The sequence below is a fragment of the Exiguobacterium sp. s63 genome (assembly GCF_018617335.1).
GTDB lineage: Bacteria > Bacillota > Bacilli > Exiguobacteriales > Exiguobacteriaceae > Exiguobacterium.
This window is the reverse complement of record NZ_JACSKB010000005.1, coordinates 31,543-52,051: the sequence shown is the minus strand read 5'-3', so window position 1 is coordinate 52,051 and position 20,509 is coordinate 31,543. Positions and strand designations below refer to the sequence as shown.

Below are 20,509 nucleotides of genomic sequence, written 5' to 3'. Positions count from 1 at the left end.
TTCCCCCTACCATTTTAATAAGATGACCCCCGCAATCATCATGAACACACCAATCAACTGAGCCCCGTTCAACTTCCGTCGCACCATTCCGAACCAGCCTCGCCAATCGATAACGAGCGCGAGCGCCAGTTGCGCAATGAGAAACAACGAGATTGTCATCGTGACCCCGAGTTTATGGACGGCCGTCATATTACTAAATAAGATAATCGCCGCAAATGCTCCGCCCGATAAATAGAGCGGCTTCACGTGACGCATCTCGATATACGTGCGGTCGCGTAACGCCAACATGACGAGAAGTGCGACGATGAATCCTGTGAACTGTGTCAACGTCGCCGCTTGCCACGTTCCAATCTGTGAACTGATTCGCGCATTCGCCACACTTTGTAATGTCAGAAAAAAGCCTCCGCTGATTGCAAACAACACCCCTCGCATCGTTCTCCCCCCTTAAGATAGACGAATCAATACAATCCCAATGACCATGACAACCAAACTCACAAGTTGAACACCAGTGACCGGATTCTTCTTCGCTCCGAACCAACCGAAACGGTCAATCAGTAAACTTCCGCATAACAGTCCGACAATGACGATGATGACAGCGATCCCTGTCCCGACAATCGGTACGATGAGGACGTTTCCTCCGATGAAGAGCGCCCCAATGATCCCACCGAGCCAAATCCACCACGGTTGACCTTTCAATTGACCGAGCGGAACGGGGTGGCGTGAGACGAGTAAAATAAGCAAGAGCGCCAACGTTCCGACAATGAAAGAGACCAATGCCCCTTTCAGAGCCGATTCGAGCACTGTTCCCAAATAGCCGTTAATGGCCGTTTGAGTGGCACTCATCATCCCAGTGAAAATCCCGAATAGTCGCCAAAGGTTCAGATTCCCCGTGTCCGTTTCCATGGAGACGACCAGCTTGCCTCTTCGGCGGTTGAGCCAGTCGGATAAAGCGACCGTTCCGATGACTCCTAACAAGACGAGCACGACCCCGAACAAACGAAGCGCCGTAATTGAATGTTCGACAGAATGGAACCAACCAAAATGGTCAATCAACAACCCCATCAAAATCTGACCAAAAATCGGCATGATGACCGTCTGGACACTCCCGAGTCTAGGGAACAGCAAGATATTTCCCGTTAAGAACAAGACCCCTAACAGTCCGCCAATCCACATCCAATCCGGACCTTCCTGAATCACCGAGCCATCAAATCCGAATGACTGTCCGGTCAATAAGAGCAATAGGGACAAAAAGATCGTCCCGACCGAAAACGATAAAAAGGATGCGACGAAAGGCGAGCCGACCATCTGACGCAAACGTGAGTTGACACTCGTCTGCATCGGCAGCAAAATCCCAATCGTCAATCCAATCACAATAGCTAACATGAATGTCTTCCTCGATTCTTCTAGTTCTGTGTACATTGTCAGCTTACGCCTCCGTGCCGAAGAAGAAAAGGACCGATGTCCTCAAACAAAAAACGAACCCTTCTCAGGTGTTCGTTTTGGACTCATGGAAGCGTTGATTGCGTGCTTCACGCAATTCTTTCCCTCGTACATGATGCGCATCGAGCGTGTGTAGGTTTCGATTAATGACATACGGTGCCAGAATCGATAAAACACCGATCCCGAACAACCCGACAATCACGATGACGGACGACAACGAGTCGGCATAATAGGCAGCCAACAAGCAGATGGTTAAGACGAAGCAGAGCCACTGGACCCCGAAGTCTGTATACACCAGACGCTGATAACGCGCATCCTCGTTAAAGGTAAGAAGCAATTTTGTCTTCCGCCACTCGAAACAGAGATACGGGAAAAAACTGATGAAGACGAGGAGTGGGGCGTAGAGTTTGGACTGCGTGGCAATCACGAGCGTCATCACGACCGTCGCGATGGCGACACCCCACCCCCAACGCCAATGACTGTCATCCTGCTCCAGCAACTGTTCAATTCGCTTTTCTTTCGTCAGCATATGTACTCCTTTCATACGAACGGTATTGCTTTGTCACCTCATCTCGTGTCGGTTGCTCCGGGTCGACTTGTCGTAATTGTTGAACGGTCTGATAGTGCGTCCATGCTAACATGACGATGCTTAGACCGAAAATGATCCATGCGACGGGTGCAATCTGGAGACGACTGAAAAGAACCGCTGCTGTGACCGCTCCAATCCAGTAAGAATAGAGGCGATATAAGCGCTTTGTCAGCAAGATGCCTCGATTCGTCGTGAAAATCTGTAAGACACGTCCTTCCTTGAGTGTCAGTCCTATGAGTAGAACGGCCGTGAGAAACGACCCAATTCCCCCTATCCACCATGTGTCAAAACCGAGCACAAAACTATTACAAAAAATAAAAATTCCCGTGAGCCAAAGATGGAAGGTTTGTCGCGACTGCCGATATCCTCCGATCACTTGAATCCGTTCTTTCTTTGTCATGACTGCTTACGACCCTTCCTTGAAATATCATCTAACGTAAGTTTCAAACGTTCTCGGTTTGCCCGGGTCCACTCGCCTGATGTGACGTGGTGCTCATCAAGCGCGGACTGTTTCCGGTCAATCCAACGTGGAATCAATATGAGACACGGTCCGCCAATCAGGAGCGTCCAACTCATCCACGGTAAGAGATCGACTCCGTTGAAATGCAACCCAATCAAAATCGTGAACCAGATCAAACTGCTCAACATGACAGAAAAATCGATACGTAATAGACGATGATAGCGTGTCGATGGGTTGAAGGACTGCTGTAATATCATCTTCCTCCATTCAAGCCATGTCGTATAGAGAAGTGCGACACCGGGTAAAAGAATGCTATACGGGCTCCATGTCGAAAGAAAATAGATGGATACGACTAGCATGATTACGCTCACGATGATGTTGAGACGAGAATATCGTTTCTCGAACTGTGCGATCTGTTGAAATCGTTCGGCTTTGTCCACGGTATCACCTCAATCTTTTACGAAGTCGAGTCTGATTTCACGACGCATCGGCTGTTCCACGTCGTACTGTGGAATCTGTCGGTCGAGCATTCTCTGTGCGACTTGCAACAAGATGACTCCGCTTAAAAAGACGATGAGGAGCGACCATATCGGCCAATCAATCAGGACGATGAACGGGAAGAGAATCGCCAACAAGACGAGGAGTCCCATTTCCGATACATATTGCCAATCGATGATGCGCTTGGCTTGTTCCACACTGGTCAACTTTCTGACGAAGCGACGTTCTCGTCCGATGACGTAAAGCATAATCGTGAGTGTGAACGCTAACGGGATGGTGTACATCGGTTCTCCGTTAGACTGAAGGGTGAGAACGACAAGTCCTCCTATTAGTATTGCAAGAATCGAGCGCAACAAAAGCCAACGCTGCTGATAACGATAAATCGTATTGATCCGTTCTTGTTTGTTCATTTCATTCATCCTTTCAGAATCGTCGAATCTCACGACGTGTCGGTTGTTCCGGGTCGAGCCAGCGGATTTGTTGATCGAGCTTCTCTTGAGCCCATAAGATATAAAGCAATGCCCCTCCGATAAGAACCACAGGAATCCAAGACCATTCCATGATTCGAATGGCTAGCGGATTGACGAGTGCGAGCAATGCGATAAAGAGGAAGTCCAGATGATACTGCAGTGTCACGACACGTTTCACCTGTGCTTGCTCCGACAATTGACTGATCGCCTCTGCTTCATTCGAAAAGAAGTAACGAGTCGCAAGCAACACCCCGCCGATGATGGCGAACCCAATCCAGATGTTCCCGTCAGTTCGTATTAAAAAGTAGACCGCGAGAGCAGCTGGAATTGCTAGCAAAAGTCGTTGCAAAAGTCGCTTTCGATTTGATTGTTGAATGGTATGTAGTCGTTCCTCTTTATTCATCTTAATTCACCTCTTATTCCACTATACGGGATGAGCATGAGAAAAGTTCCGTTATTTTACAAATTAAAAAGGAAGAGCCTGATTGCTCTCCCTTCTCACTCATCCTTGTTTGGCTTGATAACGCTCCATGCCTCTAACCGCATACTCATGATCGAGCTCCGGTGTTAAGCCTGCGACCGTCACCGTACCAATCATCCCGACACCGTTCACGCGGATTGGAAGCGTCCCTCCGATGGCCTGATAGTCGTTCGCTGGTAACAGTGAATTTGTATCGTGCGAAAGACCCGACTCCTCAAAACGCTTCGCGATGAAGTGCGAGCTACGTTGATAGTGGTCCGTCACCCGCTTCTTCCGGAACAACCACATGTAATTCTCTTCTGTCGTTCCTTCCATCAAATGCGTGAAGACCGGGATACGGTTCTTTTCAATATGAACGGCGACGTTCACCCCGTCCTCTTTCGCCAAGTCGATGATCGTCTGACCGAGTTGGAGGGCCTCTTCGTGACCGAACGTCGAAAGTGTCAATTGTTCCTCTTGTGCTTGAAGTTGTGTTGTATTCATCATAATCTCTCCTTTTGTTTGTTGTAACTGACCATCGCAAGAAGTGACGCGAGTAACGCCATCCCTGCTCCGACAAAGGCCGTGTTCAATACGTCTGAGACGGCGAGGACGACACTACCGAGCGTCGAACCGAGGGCGATCCCAATATTGAATGCCGAAATGTTTAACGCGGATGCCATTCCTTTCGCCGACGGGACGTATCGTTCCGCGAGCTGAACGATGTGTGTCTGTACGCCGGCTGACATCATGAACGCCACCAGTCCGAGAAGTGAAATGGCGACGAGCGCCAAGAATTTCTCCGGTAACAGGACGTATTGAAGCGCTAAAATGACCGCTTGAGCAAGAAAGACGAAACGTAAGCCTTTGAGCGGCTCCTTGTCTGCGATTCGTCCGCCGATGATATTCCCGATAGCGACAAACACGCCGTACAGTAATAGAATCCACGTGATGCTCGAGCCCGCATATCCACTGACACCCGATAAGATTGGTGCCATATACGTGAACAGGACGAACGTCGCCCCGAACCCGAGGATCGTCACCGTGAGTGCTCCTAAAATATGAGGATTCTTCACGAGCGCCCCGATGTCTCGAAGGGTTGTCTTTTCTTCAATCTGCTGTTTGTCTTGCTGCACGGATGTGAGAATCGCAAGCAAACCCATCACACCGAGCACGGCGACGACACCGAACGTGGTGCGCCAACCGAACGACTGACCGACCCATGTCCCGAGCGGTACGCCTAAAATCGTTGCGACCGTGAGACCTGTGAACATGATGGAGACGGCAGTTCCTTGCTTCGTGGGTGGAACGATTCGTGTCGCCACAATCGTCGCCATGGCGAAGAATAATCCGTGCGCAACGGCAGTCACGACACGGGACACCATCAACCATTCATAGGTTGGTGCGATGACCCCGAGGGCATTCCCGATCGTGAACACGACCATCAACCAAACGAGCAAGCGTTTTTTGTTCATCCCGCTGAAGACGACCGCTAAAATCGGTGTCCCGATGGCCAATGCGAGTGCGTAACCGGAGACGAGACTTCCAGCCGTCGTCAACGAGATGGCTAAATCATCCGCGACTGTCTCGAGCAGACCGACGATGACAAACTCGGTCGTCCCGATGGCGAAGGCACTGATGGCCAACGCGAATAAGGCGCGGTACATCTGTTTTGTCATAATGAATTCCTCCTGAATTATTGAATGAAGGAGGTGATGGCTTGACTATACTGCTGAAGGACTTTACTGAGCTGACGGTCACGTGCTTCAAAGACCGTAACGTCATATCCTTTTTGGTGAAGTTGGGTCGCGGCATAGAGCCCGCTGACACCGGCTCCGATGATGGCGATTGATTTCATTGTAAATTCTCCTTTGTCGTCCGTCTCTCCTCGATTATACTGAGTTAGATGATTGGATCTGTTCTAGAAAGGACGACATCAATTGAAAAATATGTTCTATTATCTCTTCTTCCCTTATATCGTATTGATTCGCATCCTGTACCGATTTATTCGGACAGAGAATGGGATGACTTGGGCGATGTGTCTCGTTTCACACTCTATATGGTTTCTATTTTTATTCGATTTCATTCAATGGCCGATTTTAGTCGAGTCTGTGATCGTTCTTTACGTAACGAGCGCTCTATACACGCCCCAACTCTACTTTGAGACGGACGTACAGCGAAGACGACCAAACGGGTATATCCCAATCGAAGAACGACATCGTTAAGTCCAATCTATTTCATTCAAATAGTCCAGAAGCTGTTGATTCGTAATGTCATCTTGTCTCAACAGCGTTTCCCCCTGCTTTACTCGCCGATCTTCCAGGAAATAAAGTTTTAGAATCGCCAAGCATTCTTCTACGGTCGTCGCAAAACTTTGGTCCTTCACATTGATCGTCAAATACCAACCTCGGATGACGCGCTTCACGATGGAGCGCTTCTCCAGATGTGACATCTGTCCCCAAAGCAATTTCGACTCGGCTATTTCAATCGAAGAAATCAAGTCCTGGTTCAACGCCTCACTTACACGAGCATCCGGCTTCATGCGTGGGAATCGAGTCGAGACATCTTCCCCGTCCACACACGTACAGAGATGTCGTAACCAAAAGCCCCATTCAAAACGGTTCGCCGGATTCAGTGCCACATCCAGACGCCCGATGTCATAATCGATTTTGATGACTTCCGGATGCTCCATTAGCAATCGCTCCGTCTGCTCCACCAATTCCGTCGCATCGACATCCTCATGCACGAGCACCGTCAAATCGAGATCTGATTGTCCAGCAACGGCCGTCCCGCGCCCGATGCTTCCATAAAGGTATATGCTGTGTAGCTGTTCATCGAACACTTCTTTCACCAATTCGATTGCTTTAAAAAGAACGGTTTCAAAGTCAGGCTGTATATGACGGATGGACGTCTGGTTGATGACGTACCCCGCCTCGTCCGTACCAAGTCGGGTCGGCCGTTTCATAGATACGTACCGATTTGTTGATATGTAGTAAACGTCATGATGTATCGAACTCCTTTTTTCTTTTTTAGCTTATGCATATTTGATTTGAAATGCCACGATTCCCCTTTTCCCCTGGTTAGATTTGGAAGTATAATGAGGGTGTAGAAAAGGAGGTATGTGTATATGAACGTTATCATGGTCTCATTATTCGGACTTATTTTCACCATCTTACCAATCTCTGTACTAATCATCGGTATTTTGTGGATTCGCAATGTCGTGGCACGTTCTGAGAAACGAGCAGATGAGCAACTCTTTATGGAACGTGAACGCTCGAAGCAGATGCAAGTATTGATTGATCGCCTTGACCACATCGAACAACAATTAGGTTCGAATACAAAACGCAGCTGACTTAAGTTAGCTGCGTTTCGTCTTATATCGAGCGAGATTTGCGTACGTCACATGTTCCGGATTGATTTGCTTCATCCGCTGATCAACGTGTCTAGATATCAGGTCCGCGATGAACATGATCAGGAGTGGAACAGTCGATAAGCTAAATGATTCGGTCAGGATGATTGTAGTTGCAATTCCGATCAATATGCAGACGACAACCAGCGCAAGAATGAACTCCGACCAAACTATACGTTGATACTCCATCTCTTCATTGAAACGAAGCAACATTCGGGTACGTCCCCACATATGCACCATCAAAAGAGGTGGAATGAGCAAAAGGATTCCCAAGAGAACTTGAATGAGAGAGAACTCTCCAAACCACCACATCATCCATCCCCCTAACAAAAGAGTGAGCGATAACATGACATTGATACGGTTCGTAAGTAGGCGAGCCTTAGTTATTTCTCGTAAACGCTCATCGTGCGACATCGTGTCCCTCCTCATTCCATTTCATTTCATTTGTTTAAAAATCACTTTGTACTGATAAAAAAATCATCAATTATCTTTCACTAACTTGCATTTACTCTCACTACTAAGAGCCACTCCATCGTTTTCATAAAACGGGTCTGAATGATACGGGTGAAGATAGATTAATCAAAGATGAGGGACGACCGTATTCCATCGACTCATCGATGAACGTCTCTAACGTGCGTACATTCTCCGTCACCACTTTGACGAGGTAACTATACTGCCCGGCTAAACGATGACATTCGATCACAGACGACTGTTGACGACAAAATTCACGGAACGCCTCACAACGATGTGTGTCGTAAAGAATAAAGGCAGTCACTTGTTTGTCCATCTTTTCGGGGTTAATGACGGCCCGATAGCCAATGATGACTCCGCGTTCTTCAAGTCGCTTTACCCGTTCGGTCGCAGCAGGCGTAGACAATCCAATCTGTCGTCCTAATTCGGTCATCGAGATTCGGGCTTGTTGTTGCATCAATTCAAGAATATGGCGGTCTATTTCATCCATTTGGCATTCACCTTTCAAAATAAAGTGAAACGGTACATAATCCGTTCTTTCTTAAGTCATTCGCTGAAACTTCCGTCAAACCTCTATGTATCTGAATTCCTCCGTTGCATACACTTGAAGTAACCAATTCAAGGGGGAATCAACATGCAAACACCAGTCGTTCCATTACTCATCATCGATGTCCAACAAGCCTTTCACGATCCAAGCTGGGGCAACCGTAATAATCCACAATGTGAAGAGAATATCGCACGGTTGATTGAAGCTTGGGAAAATCAAAATCAACCAATCATCTACATCCAACATGTCACGAACGTTCCAACCTCACTCTTCTATTTCAAAAAAGACGGTCATTTGTTCCAAGACTTCATTCAACCTCGTGAACAAGATATCATCCTAACGAAACAGGTGAATAGCGCCTTCATCGGAACGGACTTACAGAAACGACTCGAAGCACTTGGTGTGACACAGATCGTCATCACCGGATTGATCACGAACCATTGTGTCGAGACGACCGCACGGATGGCAGGAAACTTAGGATTCAATCCAATCGTCGTCTCCGACGCGACGGCAACCTTCGACCGTCAATCAATCAGCGGGACATGGATCCCCGCAGCGGTCATCCATGACGTGTCACTCGCTAGTTTGAATGAAGAATTTGCAACGATTCAAACGACAAATGAGGTCATGAAAGATGTGTTACAAAAAGAAGTACAGTCCTGATGGATTGTACTTCTTTTTATTCATAACCTGACGTTGAAGTATACAGACGTCACTCATCTCTTTCGTACTGCCCTTATTCATCAACAGTCTCTATATATCCACTAATCAAAAATGGAATCCTTAAGTTCGCAAGCTTCATCAAGAAATCTGGTTCAAATTCTAACTTCACATCTAAGTGAGAGACCACACCCAAATCAATCCAGATATCATCGGCTCCACAAGAGCGAAGGGTATCAATATGTTCTGCCAGAGTGTCAATCCTCCAAAAAAGTCCGATATACGGATTTTCCATTTGCTGAAATTCAAGTGGTGGTTCAAACGACGCATGACCTACCTTAGCGATTTCTTTACGTTTTCCGATATGCTCCATTTCCCCAACTTCCGCTTGCCTATAAAATTGAATACCTGTTTTCTCTGATGCAGCACGAGGAGAAAAATTGCCCCCCATTAAATGACAAGGAATCATAAATCGATCAGATGGAATGTTCATATAGAGCTCCTCGGTCATTTTTGCGGACTCGGATACTTCACTGCATTTTTCACAAGCTTATCTTCAATTGCTTTCGAAACATCGATTCCAGCAGCGTGAGCGAACGTCAACGCGTAAATCAACACGTCAGCAAGCTCCTCTTCCATCTCCGTCTTTTTCGTCTCAAGCGCTTCTTCACTCGACACCCATTGGAATACTTCAAGGAGCTCACTCGCCTCAAGCGATAACGATAACGCCAAATCTTTCGGATTATGATGAAACGCCCAATCGCGCTCATCTCGGAATTTAATGACCTCGTTCATTAATCGTTGTACTTCGTTCATATTTATACCCTCTCTCTTTGTAGCTTCAATAATTTTCGTCGTAGCGATTCATCAGACGCATATAGATAGAGGCCTTTGACGCCACGCTTCATCAATATGTTAATCGAGTTCAAGACAATCTGTTCTTTTGCCGAATCAACATTCTCAACACCTTCGATTCCAGCATAAGCTCCCGTATCTTTGTATAAATTCGGGTCAATCATTAGACACTCCTGCTCCTCATCATAAGATACAGATGGGCCTAAAACGACACCAACATAGTTCAAATCAAATCCTTGAATCGTATAGATCGAGCCGGCTTCGGCGATGGTTTCTGCTTTTTCAGCCCACGTCGTTTTTCCACCGGTTGTATTCCATGGCATTTTATAATCTCCGTTCGACTCATACACATAATAGGTGTCTCCGTCCTTTTTGTGTAAAAAGTCAAAAGTCGAAACAACACGGCTCAACCCGTATCTTCGATTTTGCTCGATGATGGTACGGTGCATCTCTTCTAACGTTTCAAATATTCGTAAATCATATTGCTTCGATTTCGGTAATGGATTGATTCGTTTTTCTTTAAATGCGTTAACCCAGTTCATCATATCTTCATCTGCTTGCATTCGGAATTGACTGGTTAGTTTGTAAGTCTCTACTGTCCTTGCTTTCTTTTTATAATCATCCAACTTGAGTGAATTCCAGTGACTCTTCAGTTTCAATACTTGATGTTGATCAAAAATAGCGATGACAATTTTGGCTTTCTTCAGCAACTCTTCGAGATGATTGTTTTGCCGGAAGTTGTTATAAGGATCTGATTTCGTCAGCAACAAGTGAGCTTCGTCCACAAAGATAATGTCGGCTTTCTCATCTTTCAGTTTATTCAATAACGGCGTCGGTTTTGTGAAGTCCCCTGCTTTAAGATGTTTCACTTGCTTCGCGATTCCTTTATAGGTCTTCAACATCTCTTCATGATTCACAACCAAATAATTTTTAGTCTGATGAAGTGTTGAATTAGTGTCTTTTGTTCGAGCTTGGATTGTATTAAAGATTGAGCTCAAGACAACACTCTTCCCTACACCGGCTTCTCCTTCAATCACATATAGATCTCCGTATGTTTCATTTGGGTCTACTTTCGACATTTGCGTTTCACAAAAGTCGAGTACCTTCTCTTTTAAATCTAACTGCTCGACAGATAACTCTTTAAACGGAGACAGTTTAAAGATATCCTTGTTTTCAATGGCGTGAAGCTCATTTTGAACAAGTCCCTTACGATGTAATTCATCCCAGAGTTCGGGAAACAATTCGTTGTCGTAATAAGTTTTATTGTAGTAATTGTGCGTGAAGTCGCTCGCAGTTTTACTTTTATTCTGAAGTGTATACTTCTCATCTCCTAAAAAATAATTGATGAGCTTTGTTTCGAGATGGAATGTCGCTGAACGGTTGAACTTATCATGATTGACGAGATGAATTTGACTCAGCTGTTTCCGTTCCGTTTGTTTAAGCTTTAGATGTTGTTTCATTCGCTTTTTGAAATGAACCGTTTCCCCAATGTATGCCTCTTTCTCTCCGTTCAAAATATAAATGACCGGGTAGTTCACGTAAGTTTCTGTACTATCAATCATATGTAAACCACTTTCTTCGAATGTGAATGGAATGACTTTAACCATACAACAGACCTACTCTCTTCTAATTTCAAATTATATCCATTTTATCATACAATCCCTTTTTAAATGATTACGCACCACTTGCCAAGTTCTAAATCAGATAATGGTATAATTCCACTAAAAAGGGAGGGATTCGGTGCTTACTTTCCAAAACGTCTCGGTGCGCCAACAAGACACACTCATTCTCGAAAACATTTCATTTACGATCCAACCCGGTGAGTTGGCGGCTATCCACTGTGGCGTCATTTCCCGAGAAATCATCTTCGGTCTCATCAGTCAGGAGATCTCGACATATACCGGGAACATCAACCATGCTTCAACGCTGTCCCTCTTCTCCATCCGGGACGGTTTATACGACCGGCTCACCATCGAGGAGTATTTGCGCTTCACCAAGCGCCTATATGATTCATCCGAATCAGTCGACTCGGTGATGCAGCAACTCCAACTCACAACTTACCGCAAGCACCGCCTCCATCGTCTCAATCGCTCCCTTGTCAGACGCACGCAGTACGCCGCGCTGCTTCTCCAGGACCGTGACCTGTATGTGTTTGAAGAACCAGACCAAGACGTGGACCAAGAGACACGCCACCTTTTACGCGATACGTTACAGACGTTGACGTCAAGACAAAAAGCCGTCCTCGTGTTGACGAGCAACATGGAGAGTGCACTCTTCATGACATCGACCGTTTATCGGATTGACCATCGTCACTTGCGCCTGTTAGATGTGGAACCGGAAGAAGCGGATGAGACAGACATCTCATCTGAGGTCATCCATGTCCGTTTCGAGAAAATCCCGACGAAAGTGAATGAAAAAATCATCTTACTCGATCCTCCTGAAATCGACTTCATCGAAAGTCAGGACGGACAGTCGATTTTACATAGTCAATCGGATCAGTTCCCGAGTGTCTTCACGATGAACGAACTCGAGACGCGTTTGACTCCGTACGGTTTCTTCCGCTGCCATCGGTCATATCTCGTAAACTTACAACGTGTCCGCGAAGTCATCACCTATACGAAAAATAGCTTCAGTCTCGTCTTGGATGATTCAGAGAAGACGACGATTCCGTTATCCAAGACAAAAATGGCAGAATTGAAGACGATGATGGGGCTCAAATAGTCTCCATTCACACTTCTATTCGCTTCGTTCAGCTCATGATAAGCGCCGTTTGTCGCCATTTGAATGCGGTCCTCCTTTATTCCTTATACGATAGAGGCAAGCAAGACGACATCGACAAGGAGGAACGGGAATGGAACCAATCATTCAAGTGAACGGGTTGAAGAAATTGTTTGGGAACGAGGAAGCGTTACATGATGTGACGTTTACAGTCGGAAAAGGGGAAGTGTTCGGCTTCTTGGGACCGAGTGGTTCAGGAAAGACGACGACGATTAAAATTTTGACGTCACAACTCGCACAGACAGCTGGCGATGCCACCGTATTCGGTGTACCGGTCGCTGACTTGAAACAAGAACAGTACCGCAAACGCATCGGCGTTTTGACGGACAATAGCGGTCTCTATACACGACTTTCTATAGAAGAGAACTTGAGCTTATATTGTGACCTCTATGACGAACCAAAGACTCGGATCGATGAGGTATTGAACATGGTCAATCTTAGCGGGGAACGGAAAAAGCGCATCGACAAACTCTCTAGAGGGATGTTGCAACGGGTGACGCTCGCACGCTCCCTTCTTCATGAGCCAGAGCTCCTGTTTCTAGATGAACCGACCTCGGCTCTCGACCCGGTCAACTCTCGACATATCTATAAAGGGATTGAACGGTTGAAGGCAAACGGAACGACCATATTTTTAACGACCCACGACATGCAAGAAGCCGAAGAGCTGTGTGACCGTGTCGCTTTCTTACATCAAGGGTCGATTCAACTGCTCGATGCCCCGAACGTATTGCGCAGGAAATATGCGACGGGATCGATGCGAGTTGAATTGAACAACGGTCAGACGCATGAAGTGACGCAAACCGACGAAGGCGCGGACTGGCTCCATAAACAGATGCGTGCTAAAAATATCGCATCGATTCACTCCAATGAGCCGACACTCGGCGACATCTTTATCGAAGTGACAGGGAGGAAATTATCATGACTTTTTCAATGAAACGCGCACTCGCCATTTTCCAAAAAGACTATAAAGATTTGTCTCGAAACTTGTTCGTCTCGTCGACCTTGATCATGCCGCTCTTCTTCGCTGTCTTCTATTCGCGAATCGGTGACGATGGCGTCGACATCACGTACTTCGTCATCAACATCACGTTCAGCCTCGTCGCGATCTTTGTGCAGTGTGCATTGATTGCCGAAGAGAAAGAGAAGAACACGCTTCGCGGGCTCATGTTGTCCCCAGCGAGCATGCTCGACATCTTGCTCGGAAAGAGCGCTCTCACATTCGTGACGACGATGATCCTCATCGTAGCCTCGTCATTTTTGATGGATTATGCTCCACAAAATCTGGCTGTGATCGCCCTCGCGCTCATCGTTTCAACATTCTTTTATATCGGGATTGGAACGATGTTCGGCTTGATGTCGAAGACGGTCATGGAAGCTTCACTGATTGTCATGCTGCCGTTCTTTTTCTTCTCGTTCTCACCGATGTTGTTGCCACTACAAGACCGTTTCGCCATCATCGGATTGCTCGAGTATTTACCGAACGTGCTCTTGATTGATGTGGCTCATCAAGTGGAAGACGGTGCGAACTTCGGTACCGTCGGGCTAGAGCTTGGGTTGCTAACTGCTTGGGCGCTTGCCGCATTCGTCGGTAGCGTCGTGATGTATAACCGGAAGCAGACGGACTGAAAAAAGAATCGCCTGAGAAAGGGCGATTCTTTTCGTATATACTCATTTATGTTCCGCCGGTGTCCAACGATCCTGTTCACTCGACGCAGGGTAATCAATTCCATCCGGATAGGCAATCAGCTCGATGAGCGATCCCCACGGCGCCTTCCCGTATACACCTTGGTTATTCCCATTGTCTTCGACACCGGCTAACGGATGCGGGTTCGACAACAACTGCCCACCTGCACGTTCAAAGCGCTGAGTCGCCTCTTGCATATCATCCACATAAATCGCGAAATGATGTAAACCGTACGATGAAATTCCTGTCGGTTCGGTTTCATTTACACGTGAGACTTGAAACAACTCGATAGACGGTCCTGATTTGATTTGGAGCAGCCGCATATGGATAATTTGTTGTCCGTCTGGTAAGTCCAGTTGTTGCTCTGCCTCTTTCCCTTCCATCGGTTCATCTTCTGGACGTTGCACGTCATAGCAAATCTCAGCGTGGAACGCATCTTTCAAAAAAGTAGTTGCCTCCTCAATAGAAGGCACCGTCATTCCGATGTGATCAATTCCTCTGTTCATGATGAGTCCCCTTCCATTGTTGACGGATCCGATCCATCCACGTCATGACATCCCGTGAATAAAGTCGCGTCTCGTCAGATTCACCAGAAATGACACGATGCATCGCGTCGATTTCATAGCGTAATGCCTGCTCCGTCTCCCCGAGCTGAACGGTCTCAACCGAGCCATCTTTCGTGTACGTGATGGTCGCCTCCGTCGCACGAGGAAACGCATTGACGGTAATGTACCCCTCTTCTCCGGCGACTACTCCTTGCTTCGGTAACTTTGTCCGCATTGCCAATGTGATATTCACCATTTGATCTGAGCCCGTTCGAAGGATCATACTCGATTGTTCATCAACCCCGGTCTTATATGGTTTCATCGTCGTCAACACTTCCACTACTTCTTCATCTAGGAAATGTCTAGCGAACGATAAAGCGTACGTTCCGATATCGAGCATCGCACCCCCAGCCAATTCCGGATTGAAGAAACGGTTGGACGGATCATCTTCTTTATAACTGCCGAACGTCACATGAATCATATTGACTCGTCCGATTGCACCTGCCTGCACACGCCGTCTCAACTCTTCAAAGAGCGGCATATGATAAATCGTCATCGCTTCGAGCACAACCACTCCTTGATCATCAGCCAGACGTTGAATGTTCTCGAGCTCTTCACTGTTTAGTGTGATAGCTTTTTCGCAAAGGACATGCTTTCCATGTACGATGGCTTGTTCCATCATCGAATAATGGAGGTGATGAGGCGTCGCCACATAGACGATGTCGATGTCAGGTGACGACAACATCTCATCTAATGTTTGGTATACATGTCTCACACCATATTTTTTCGCAAATTGTTCGGCTTTTTCAACATCTCGTCCCCACACCCCGTAGGCAATGCCATCTGATTGCTCGAGTGCTTGAGCGAATTCTGTCGCAATCGTACCTGGTCCAATGATTCCCCATTGCTTCATTTCACTTCCCCCGTTTCTGTTGAATAGACGACTGTATCATGATGCGATGCGACGATGACGTGCGTGACGACATCTGTGAACAAGGACGTATCAACCACGCCACGTACTTGAGATAACTGGTGGTTCACCTCAATTGGATCTTCAGACGGGTGGACGACCACATCGAGTAATCGGTTTCCGTTCATCGTCACCAAAGCCCCATCACTGTTCAAACTTTGACGAACTTGTAGAGATTCCACCCATGGGAGCTTTCGGACTTTCTCGCTCACATAGGTGAATGCTTGCGGAAGAACTTCCAAGACAACCGGATGATCAAACGTCAATCGTTCAACAAATTTAGAGTCATCCACTAGTAATACGTATCGCGTCGCCATGGTTGCAATGAGTTTTTCTTCCGTATGAATCCCGCCTCCGCTTTTTAATGCGTGGTGTCGAGCATCGACTTGGTCACAACCGTCAAAGGCAAGGTCGATCAGCGAGACATCCCCCGTCTCGATAACCCGAAGCTCTTTTTCAAGACAAGCACGTCGTGTGACAAAAGAAGGTGTCACGATTGTCACGTCCAGTTCACTCGCATGAATCATATTGATGAGGTGTTGAATCGTACTGCCGCCCCCAAGACCGATTGTCATCCCCGATTCAATCCAAGGGAGCGCGGCTGCCGCACACTTCTCTTTCACATCCATCTGTTCATTCCCCCTGTAACAGTTGTTGTGCCGTACGATCAGTTGTCACGATGACATCAATTAGCTGATGCTCGGCTGCGACTCGAATCGCCTCTACTTTCTCAATTCCATAGGCCACCCCGATTTTAAGTGGCACCTTTGCGAGTTGTTGATGCTCAATATGGACTGTTCGATCCGATAACGAAGTGGTCATGATCTTTCCGTTTTGATTATAAAAGTGCGAGCAAAGATCTCCGATGATTTGAAGTTCGTTCATTTCCTCGGTAAACGTTTGACCATAGAAGGCCAACCAGTTGGATTCCTGGTTCAGTTGGGCCGAACCGATTCCAAAGAGGGCGATGTTCATCCGCCCCCACAGCTCCACGACTTCCTGAGCATGTGTTGACCGCGTCAATGCTTGTTTGATGGCGGCATCCGGTAAAATAGCAGGAACATCGATTAGTTTAGAACGTCCACGCCATTTTCGTGAGGCGTCATACGCTAACGTGTTCGCATGAAAACGACTTTCGAGCTTGCCGTCCGGCCCACCGATGAGTGGCACACATTGGATAGTTGAATTCGCTTCTTTCGGTGTGAGTGCTTCCACAACGGCAGCGAGTGCTGTCCCCCAAGAAAAGCCAATCACATCGTCATCGGTCACCATCGACTCGACGTATGTTGCGCACGCTTCTCCCATACGCTGTAACGTCTCTTCACGTTGTCCTGATTTTTCGGGCACTAAGATGACATGCTTTAGACCAAACTGCTCTTTCAGTTGGACTGCCACGTCAATTGATTGATACCGATCATAATCGATTTGGAACTTCACGATTCCTAACTCCCGAATCCGTTTCAACATGCGACTGATGGTCGCCCGATTGACATCGAGCGCCTCTGCAATCTGGTGTTGTGTTTGATTCTGTTCGTAATACAAATGCGCTACTTCGTAAAGCCTCTTCAGTTCTTCTGACATTCAGCCACACCCCCTTTGCACAAATGTACAACCAAATGAACAATTGTGCAACAAGAGGTATGTTTAGAAAAGGCAATCGGCTACTAGGGACAGGCAAACAAATCGTACATGCGATGGCAACACAACTTGCTCCTTTACTTAAAAATAAGAAAAAGCCTTCACGATGGAAGGCTTGGTGGAAAACACAATATCGCTTAGTGTTTCTGCTTTTCCAAACAAAATGGAATCGACTTCTTCAAGCCAAAGTTATAACTGAGCTGCCAGGCTAATCCTCGAATGCGGTCCACCCAACTATCATTCAAGTCCTGAAAAGGCATGACAGCCCGAACCTGATGCAGTTCAATACGATGAATTACGTATTGGTAGTCTGGTGCCTCGATAGACCGATGAATCGCCATCTCCTCACACCACGTTTTATCAAAGATTTTTTCCCATGACTTTCGGGTATCGGCAGGATCAATATTCTCCCTGTGATCAAAGGCCTCAGCTGTATCGCAAAAAGTAGAGTGATGCGGAACAAACTCCCAAAATGAAATTTCTGAAGCTAGTACTTGATCATCCGGTAATTCAACTGTCAACACAACACCTTTGTTCCCTTGTCCGATATGTCCACCCCTGCTTAAGTCAGGAAACTTATCCCAACACCAGACCGGATAGTTCCCACATAACGAAATTCCAATTCGTTGCTCATATTGTTCAACCATCCAATCATAGGCTGGTTTAAAAAATTCAAAGCCTTCGTCGTTAAAAAAAGCGTACTGAGGATCACTTTGTAAATATCCTCGCTCCATTGCTGCTTTCCAAGCGTCTTCATGCTGATATGTATAATAAATCCCCAATCATTCTCCAACCTTTCATATATCATATGCATTCACCATACAAAAAGTCTTGAAGATAGGAATGTACAAAAAATGCATAGGTCTCTTATATGTTGTTCTAAAAATAGAAATTTGCAAAACCTCTAACTATCGTCAATCAACCATAATAAATATTTAACCACATAATATTTATTATACACCTCACCCCTAATCCTTTCTTACAATTAATCCTAAGATAAAGTTGTAAATTCAATCATAGATAGAAGGGATGAAATATTATGAACAATGAGGAAATAATTATGAAATGGTCTTATTGGAAGGCTGTTGTACGTTACGGCCATGTTGGGAAACGAAAAGAAATTAGTGTCGCACGTTACTTGGTAATGCCTGAACATTCAACAATGATTGATGTAATGAATGTAATTAATGAAATGCCTGGAACGAAAAACCGCGCTGTCCTCTCTCTTCGAAAAGTTGATGTCGCCGAATACCTCGAAGGACGTCGTGCGGAGAAAGAGAATTTCTTCTTACAGAGACTTTTTGATGTACAGCAAGCACAGTAAACATTGATTTCCAACAAAAAACCACCCACCAGCTTTCGCTGATGAATGGTTTCTGTGAAGGCGTATGACTTACATCATACCGCCCATTCCACCCATGCCGCCCATGTCAGGCATTGCAGGGCCATCTTTTTCTGGCTTGTCTGCGATGACAGCCTCTGTTGTGAGGAACATGGCCGAGACAGATGCTGCGTTTTGAAGCGCTGATCGCGTCACTTTCGCTGGGTCGACGATTCCGTGTGCGATCATGTCGACGTATTCGCCAGTTGCCGCGTTGTAGCCGACACCGACTGACTCGTTCTTGAGTTTCTCAACGATGACCGAACCTTCTTCACCCGCGTTTTCCGCGATTTGACGGACCGGTGCTTCGAGTGCACGAAGGACGAGTTTGACACCTGTCGCCTCATCCGCTGTCACTTCTGCTAGGAGTGCACGAACAGCTGGGATGACGTTGATGAGTGATGTACCACCACCCGCCACGATTCCTTCTTCAACGGCCGCACGTGTCGCGTTGAGTGCGTCTTCGATGCGGAGTTTACGTTCTTTAAGCTCTGTCTCCGTAGCTGCACCGACCTTGACGACGGCTACGCCACCTGCGAGTTTCGCAAGACGCTCTTGGAGTTTTTCACGGTCGAAGTCAGACGTTGTCTCTTCGATTTGGTTGCGAATCGTTTGAACGCGTGCTTTGATCGTTTCTTCGTTCCCTGCACCTTCGACGACAGTCGTTGTGTCTTTTGTGACGACGACTTTCGACGCGCGACCGAGCATGTCGAGTGATGCTGATTTGAGGTCGAGACCGAGGTCTTCTGTGATGACTTGACCACCTGTGAGTGTCGCGAGGTCTTCAAGCATCGCTTTACGACGGTCACCGAATCCTGGTGCTTTGACGGCTACCGCGTTGAACGTACCACGGAGTTTGTTCAAGACGAGTGTCGCGAGGGCATCGCCTTCGATATCTTCTGCGACGATCAAGATCGGTTTCCCTTGTTGCACGACTTGCTCGAGCACTGGAATGATCTCTTGAATGTTCGAAATCTTCTTGTCTGTGATCAAGATGTACGGGTTGTCGAGCGACGCTTCCATCTTGTCAGAGTCTGAGATCATGTATGGTGATAGGTAACCACGGTCGAACTGCATCCCTTCGACGACGTCGAGTTCTGTCGTGAAGCCGCGTGATTCTTCGATTGTGATGACACCGTCGTTACCGACGCGCTCCATCGCTTCTGCGATCAATTCGCCGACTTCTTCGTCCGCTGCCGAGATCGCTGCAACTTGTGCGATCGCTTCTTTTGATTCGATTGGTTTCGAGATGGCTTTCAACTCTTCAAGTGCGCGTGTGACCGCTTTGTCGATTCCTTTACGAAGGATCATCGGGTTCGCGCCCGCCGTGACGTTCTTGAGTCCTTCACGAATCATCGCTTGTGCGAGGACTGTCGCTGTTGTCGTACCGTCCCCTGCGACTTCGTTCGTCTTCGACGCGACTTCCGCAACGAGTTTTGCGCCCATGTTTTCGAAGCGGTCTTCGAGTTCGATTTCTTTCGCGATTGTCACGCCATCGTTTGTGATGAGTGGTGAACCGAATTTCTTCTCGAGGACGACGTTGCGTCCTTTTGGTCCAATCGTTACTTTGACTGCGTCAGCGAGTGCGTCGACGCCGCGAAGCATCGCGTGACGTGCATCTTCTGAGAATTTAATATCTTTTGCCATCGTTCAT

Annotated in this window: 28 protein-coding genes and 1 pseudogene; 7 read left to right on the top strand and 22 right to left on the bottom strand. The window is 46.9% G+C overall.

Features of this window, described 5'->3' with window-relative positions:
- Positions 1 to 6: 6 nt before the first annotated feature.
- The 10 genes and pseudogenes from KNO90_RS13530 to KNO90_RS13485 all read right to left on the bottom strand — a co-directional run.
- Positions 7 to 432 carry a DMT family transporter gene (locus tag KNO90_RS13530; RefSeq protein ID WP_215113832.1) on the bottom strand — a complete coding sequence of 142 codons (426 nt, stop codon included), beginning with the start codon at positions 430 to 432 and terminating at the stop codon, positions 7 to 9.
- 12 nt (positions 433 to 444) lie between these two features.
- Positions 445 to 1,383 carry a DMT family transporter gene (locus tag KNO90_RS13525; RefSeq protein ID WP_251127484.1) on the bottom strand — a complete coding sequence of 313 codons (939 nt, stop codon included), beginning with the start codon at positions 1,381 to 1,383 and terminating at the stop codon, positions 445 to 447.
- A 103-nt stretch (positions 1,384 to 1,486) separates the two neighbouring features.
- Positions 1,487 to 1,969, bottom strand: coding sequence for a hypothetical protein (locus KNO90_RS13520; protein ID WP_215113830.1), 483 nt, complete (start codon positions 1,967 to 1,969; stop codon positions 1,487 to 1,489).
- The gene (locus tag KNO90_RS13515; RefSeq protein ID WP_215113829.1) at positions 1,944 to 2,429 is read right to left on the bottom strand and encodes a hypothetical protein; all 486 of its coding nucleotides are present in this window, start codon (positions 2,427 to 2,429) and stop codon (positions 1,944 to 1,946) included. The genes KNO90_RS13520 and KNO90_RS13515 overlap by 26 nt, the downstream gene beginning before the upstream one ends.
- Entirely contained in the window at positions 2,426 to 2,929 is a 504-nt protein-coding gene (locus KNO90_RS13510) for a hypothetical protein (protein ID WP_215113828.1), read from the bottom strand. The genes KNO90_RS13515 and KNO90_RS13510 overlap by 4 nt, the downstream gene beginning before the upstream one ends.
- Before the next feature lie 9 nt (positions 2,930 to 2,938).
- Positions 2,939 to 3,397: a hypothetical protein gene (locus KNO90_RS13505; RefSeq protein WP_215113827.1), complete on the bottom strand. Its 459-nt coding sequence runs from the start codon at positions 3,395 to 3,397 to the stop codon at positions 2,939 to 2,941.
- A 13-nt stretch (positions 3,398 to 3,410) separates the two neighbouring features.
- Positions 3,411 to 3,860 (bottom strand): hypothetical protein, encoded by a 450-nt coding sequence (locus tag KNO90_RS13500; protein WP_215113826.1) that lies wholly within the window; start codon positions 3,858 to 3,860, stop codon positions 3,411 to 3,413.
- 99 nt (positions 3,861 to 3,959) lie between these two features.
- Complete coding sequence (locus KNO90_RS13495; RefSeq protein ID WP_214742961.1) at positions 3,960 to 4,421, bottom strand: heme-binding protein; 462 nt, start codon at positions 4,419 to 4,421, stop codon at positions 3,960 to 3,962.
- Positions 4,421 to 5,596 carry an MFS transporter gene (locus tag KNO90_RS13490; RefSeq protein ID WP_215113825.1) on the bottom strand — a complete coding sequence of 392 codons (1,176 nt, stop codon included), beginning with the start codon at positions 5,594 to 5,596 and terminating at the stop codon, positions 4,421 to 4,423. Before KNO90_RS13490 ends, KNO90_RS13495 begins: the two co-directional genes overlap by 1 nt.
- A 17-nt stretch (positions 5,597 to 5,613) precedes the next feature.
- Positions 5,614 to 5,817, bottom strand: a pseudogene (locus KNO90_RS13485) (FAD-dependent oxidoreductase); the annotation flags it as partial.
- Between the two features lie 40 nt (positions 5,818 to 5,857).
- On the opposite strand from KNO90_RS13485, the gene KNO90_RS13480 reads away from it, so the two are divergent.
- On the top strand, positions 5,858 to 6,142 hold the full coding sequence (locus KNO90_RS13480) for a hypothetical protein (RefSeq protein ID WP_215113823.1): 285 nt from the start codon (positions 5,858 to 5,860) through the stop codon (positions 6,140 to 6,142).
- Here the strand turns inward: KNO90_RS13480 and KNO90_RS13475 are convergent.
- Positions 6,139 to 6,882, bottom strand: coding sequence for a nucleotidyltransferase domain-containing protein (locus tag KNO90_RS13475; RefSeq protein ID WP_215113822.1), 744 nt, complete (start codon positions 6,880 to 6,882; stop codon positions 6,139 to 6,141). The two genes, KNO90_RS13480 and KNO90_RS13475, sit on opposite strands and share 4 nt — an antisense overlap.
- 162 nt (positions 6,883 to 7,044) lie before the next feature.
- On the opposite strand from KNO90_RS13475, the gene KNO90_RS13470 reads away from it, so the two are divergent.
- Positions 7,045 to 7,269 (top strand): hypothetical protein, encoded by a 225-nt coding sequence (locus KNO90_RS13470; RefSeq protein WP_215113821.1) that lies wholly within the window; start codon positions 7,045 to 7,047, stop codon positions 7,267 to 7,269.
- Between the two features lie 6 nt (positions 7,270 to 7,275).
- Here the strand turns inward: KNO90_RS13470 and KNO90_RS13465 are convergent, their stop codons facing one another.
- Positions 7,276 to 7,638: a hypothetical protein gene (locus KNO90_RS13465; protein ID WP_215113820.1), complete on the bottom strand. Its 363-nt coding sequence runs from the start codon at positions 7,636 to 7,638 to the stop codon at positions 7,276 to 7,278.
- A gap of 226 nt (positions 7,639 to 7,864) precedes the next feature.
- The gene (locus KNO90_RS13460) at positions 7,865 to 8,287 is read right to left on the bottom strand and encodes an Lrp/AsnC family transcriptional regulator (RefSeq protein ID WP_215113819.1); all 423 of its coding nucleotides are present in this window, start codon (positions 8,285 to 8,287) and stop codon (positions 7,865 to 7,867) included.
- A 144-nt stretch (positions 8,288 to 8,431) separates the two neighbouring features.
- Between KNO90_RS13460 and KNO90_RS13455 the strand changes: the two genes are divergently transcribed.
- Entirely contained in the window at positions 8,432 to 9,007 is a 576-nt protein-coding gene (locus KNO90_RS13455; protein ID WP_215113818.1) for a cysteine hydrolase family protein, read from the top strand.
- A 73-nt stretch (positions 9,008 to 9,080) separates the two neighbouring features.
- Here the strand turns inward: KNO90_RS13455 and KNO90_RS13450 are convergent, their stop codons facing one another.
- The 3 genes from KNO90_RS13450 to KNO90_RS13440 are packed head-to-tail and all read right to left on the bottom strand — an operon-like array spanning position 9,081 to position 11,466.
- Complete coding sequence (locus tag KNO90_RS13450) at positions 9,081 to 9,497, bottom strand: hypothetical protein (protein WP_215113817.1); 417 nt, start codon at positions 9,495 to 9,497, stop codon at positions 9,081 to 9,083.
- Between the two features lie 14 nt (positions 9,498 to 9,511).
- Positions 9,512 to 9,820 (bottom strand): nucleotide pyrophosphohydrolase, encoded by a 309-nt coding sequence (locus KNO90_RS13445; protein ID WP_031424541.1) that lies wholly within the window; start codon positions 9,818 to 9,820, stop codon positions 9,512 to 9,514.
- A 2-nt stretch (positions 9,821 to 9,822) separates the two neighbouring features.
- Positions 9,823 to 11,466, bottom strand: a complete 1,644-nt coding sequence (locus tag KNO90_RS13440; RefSeq protein ID WP_251127483.1) for a DUF2075 domain-containing protein — start codon at positions 11,464 to 11,466, stop codon at positions 9,823 to 9,825.
- A 133-nt stretch (positions 11,467 to 11,599) separates the two neighbouring features.
- Here KNO90_RS13440 and KNO90_RS14850 point away from each other — a divergent pair, with 133 nt between their 5' ends.
- From KNO90_RS14850 to KNO90_RS13425, 3 genes are all read left to right on the top strand, one after another.
- A complete protein-coding gene (locus KNO90_RS14850) occupies positions 11,600 to 12,580 on the top strand; it encodes a LytTR family transcriptional regulator DNA-binding domain-containing protein (RefSeq protein ID WP_215113816.1) in 981 nt (326 codons plus the stop codon).
- A gap of 130 nt (positions 12,581 to 12,710) precedes the next feature.
- Positions 12,711 to 13,559, top strand: a complete 849-nt coding sequence (locus tag KNO90_RS13430) for an ABC transporter ATP-binding protein (RefSeq protein ID WP_215113815.1) — start codon at positions 12,711 to 12,713, stop codon at positions 13,557 to 13,559.
- A complete protein-coding gene (locus tag KNO90_RS13425) occupies positions 13,556 to 14,263 on the top strand; it encodes an ABC transporter permease (RefSeq protein WP_215113814.1) in 708 nt (235 codons plus the stop codon). The genes KNO90_RS13430 and KNO90_RS13425 overlap by 4 nt, the downstream gene beginning before the upstream one ends.
- Positions 14,264 to 14,305: 42 nt before the next feature.
- Here KNO90_RS13425 and KNO90_RS13420 read toward each other — a convergent pair whose 3' ends face one another.
- From KNO90_RS13420 to KNO90_RS13400, 5 genes are all read right to left on the bottom strand, one after another.
- Entirely contained in the window at positions 14,306 to 14,827 is a 522-nt protein-coding gene (locus KNO90_RS13420; protein WP_215113813.1) for a VOC family protein, read from the bottom strand.
- A complete protein-coding gene (locus KNO90_RS13415) occupies positions 14,811 to 15,779 on the bottom strand; it encodes a Gfo/Idh/MocA family protein (RefSeq protein ID WP_215113812.1) in 969 nt (322 codons plus the stop codon). Before KNO90_RS13415 ends, KNO90_RS13420 begins: the two co-directional genes overlap by 17 nt.
- Positions 15,776 to 16,465, bottom strand: a complete 690-nt coding sequence (rpiA, locus tag KNO90_RS13410; RefSeq protein ID WP_215113811.1) for a ribose 5-phosphate isomerase A — start codon at positions 16,463 to 16,465, stop codon at positions 15,776 to 15,778. Before rpiA ends, KNO90_RS13415 begins: the two co-directional genes overlap by 4 nt.
- Before the next feature lie 4 nt (positions 16,466 to 16,469).
- On the bottom strand, positions 16,470 to 17,417 hold the full coding sequence (locus KNO90_RS13405) for a sugar-binding transcriptional regulator (RefSeq protein ID WP_215113810.1): 948 nt from the start codon (positions 17,415 to 17,417) through the stop codon (positions 16,470 to 16,472).
- Between the two features lie 194 nt (positions 17,418 to 17,611).
- Complete coding sequence (locus KNO90_RS13400; RefSeq protein ID WP_215113809.1) at positions 17,612 to 18,256, bottom strand: DUF3841 domain-containing protein; 645 nt, start codon at positions 18,254 to 18,256, stop codon at positions 17,612 to 17,614.
- Between the two features lie 278 nt (positions 18,257 to 18,534).
- On the opposite strand from KNO90_RS13400, the gene KNO90_RS13395 reads away from it, so the two are divergent.
- Positions 18,535 to 18,798: a hypothetical protein gene (locus KNO90_RS13395; RefSeq protein WP_215113808.1), complete on the top strand. Its 264-nt coding sequence runs from the start codon at positions 18,535 to 18,537 to the stop codon at positions 18,796 to 18,798.
- A 69-nt stretch (positions 18,799 to 18,867) separates the two neighbouring features.
- Here the strand turns inward: KNO90_RS13395 and groL are convergent, their stop codons facing one another.
- Entirely contained in the window at positions 18,868 to 20,502 is a 1,635-nt protein-coding gene (groL, locus tag KNO90_RS13390) for a chaperonin GroEL (RefSeq protein ID WP_211781828.1), read from the bottom strand.
- Positions 20,503 to 20,509: the final 7 nt, after the last annotated feature.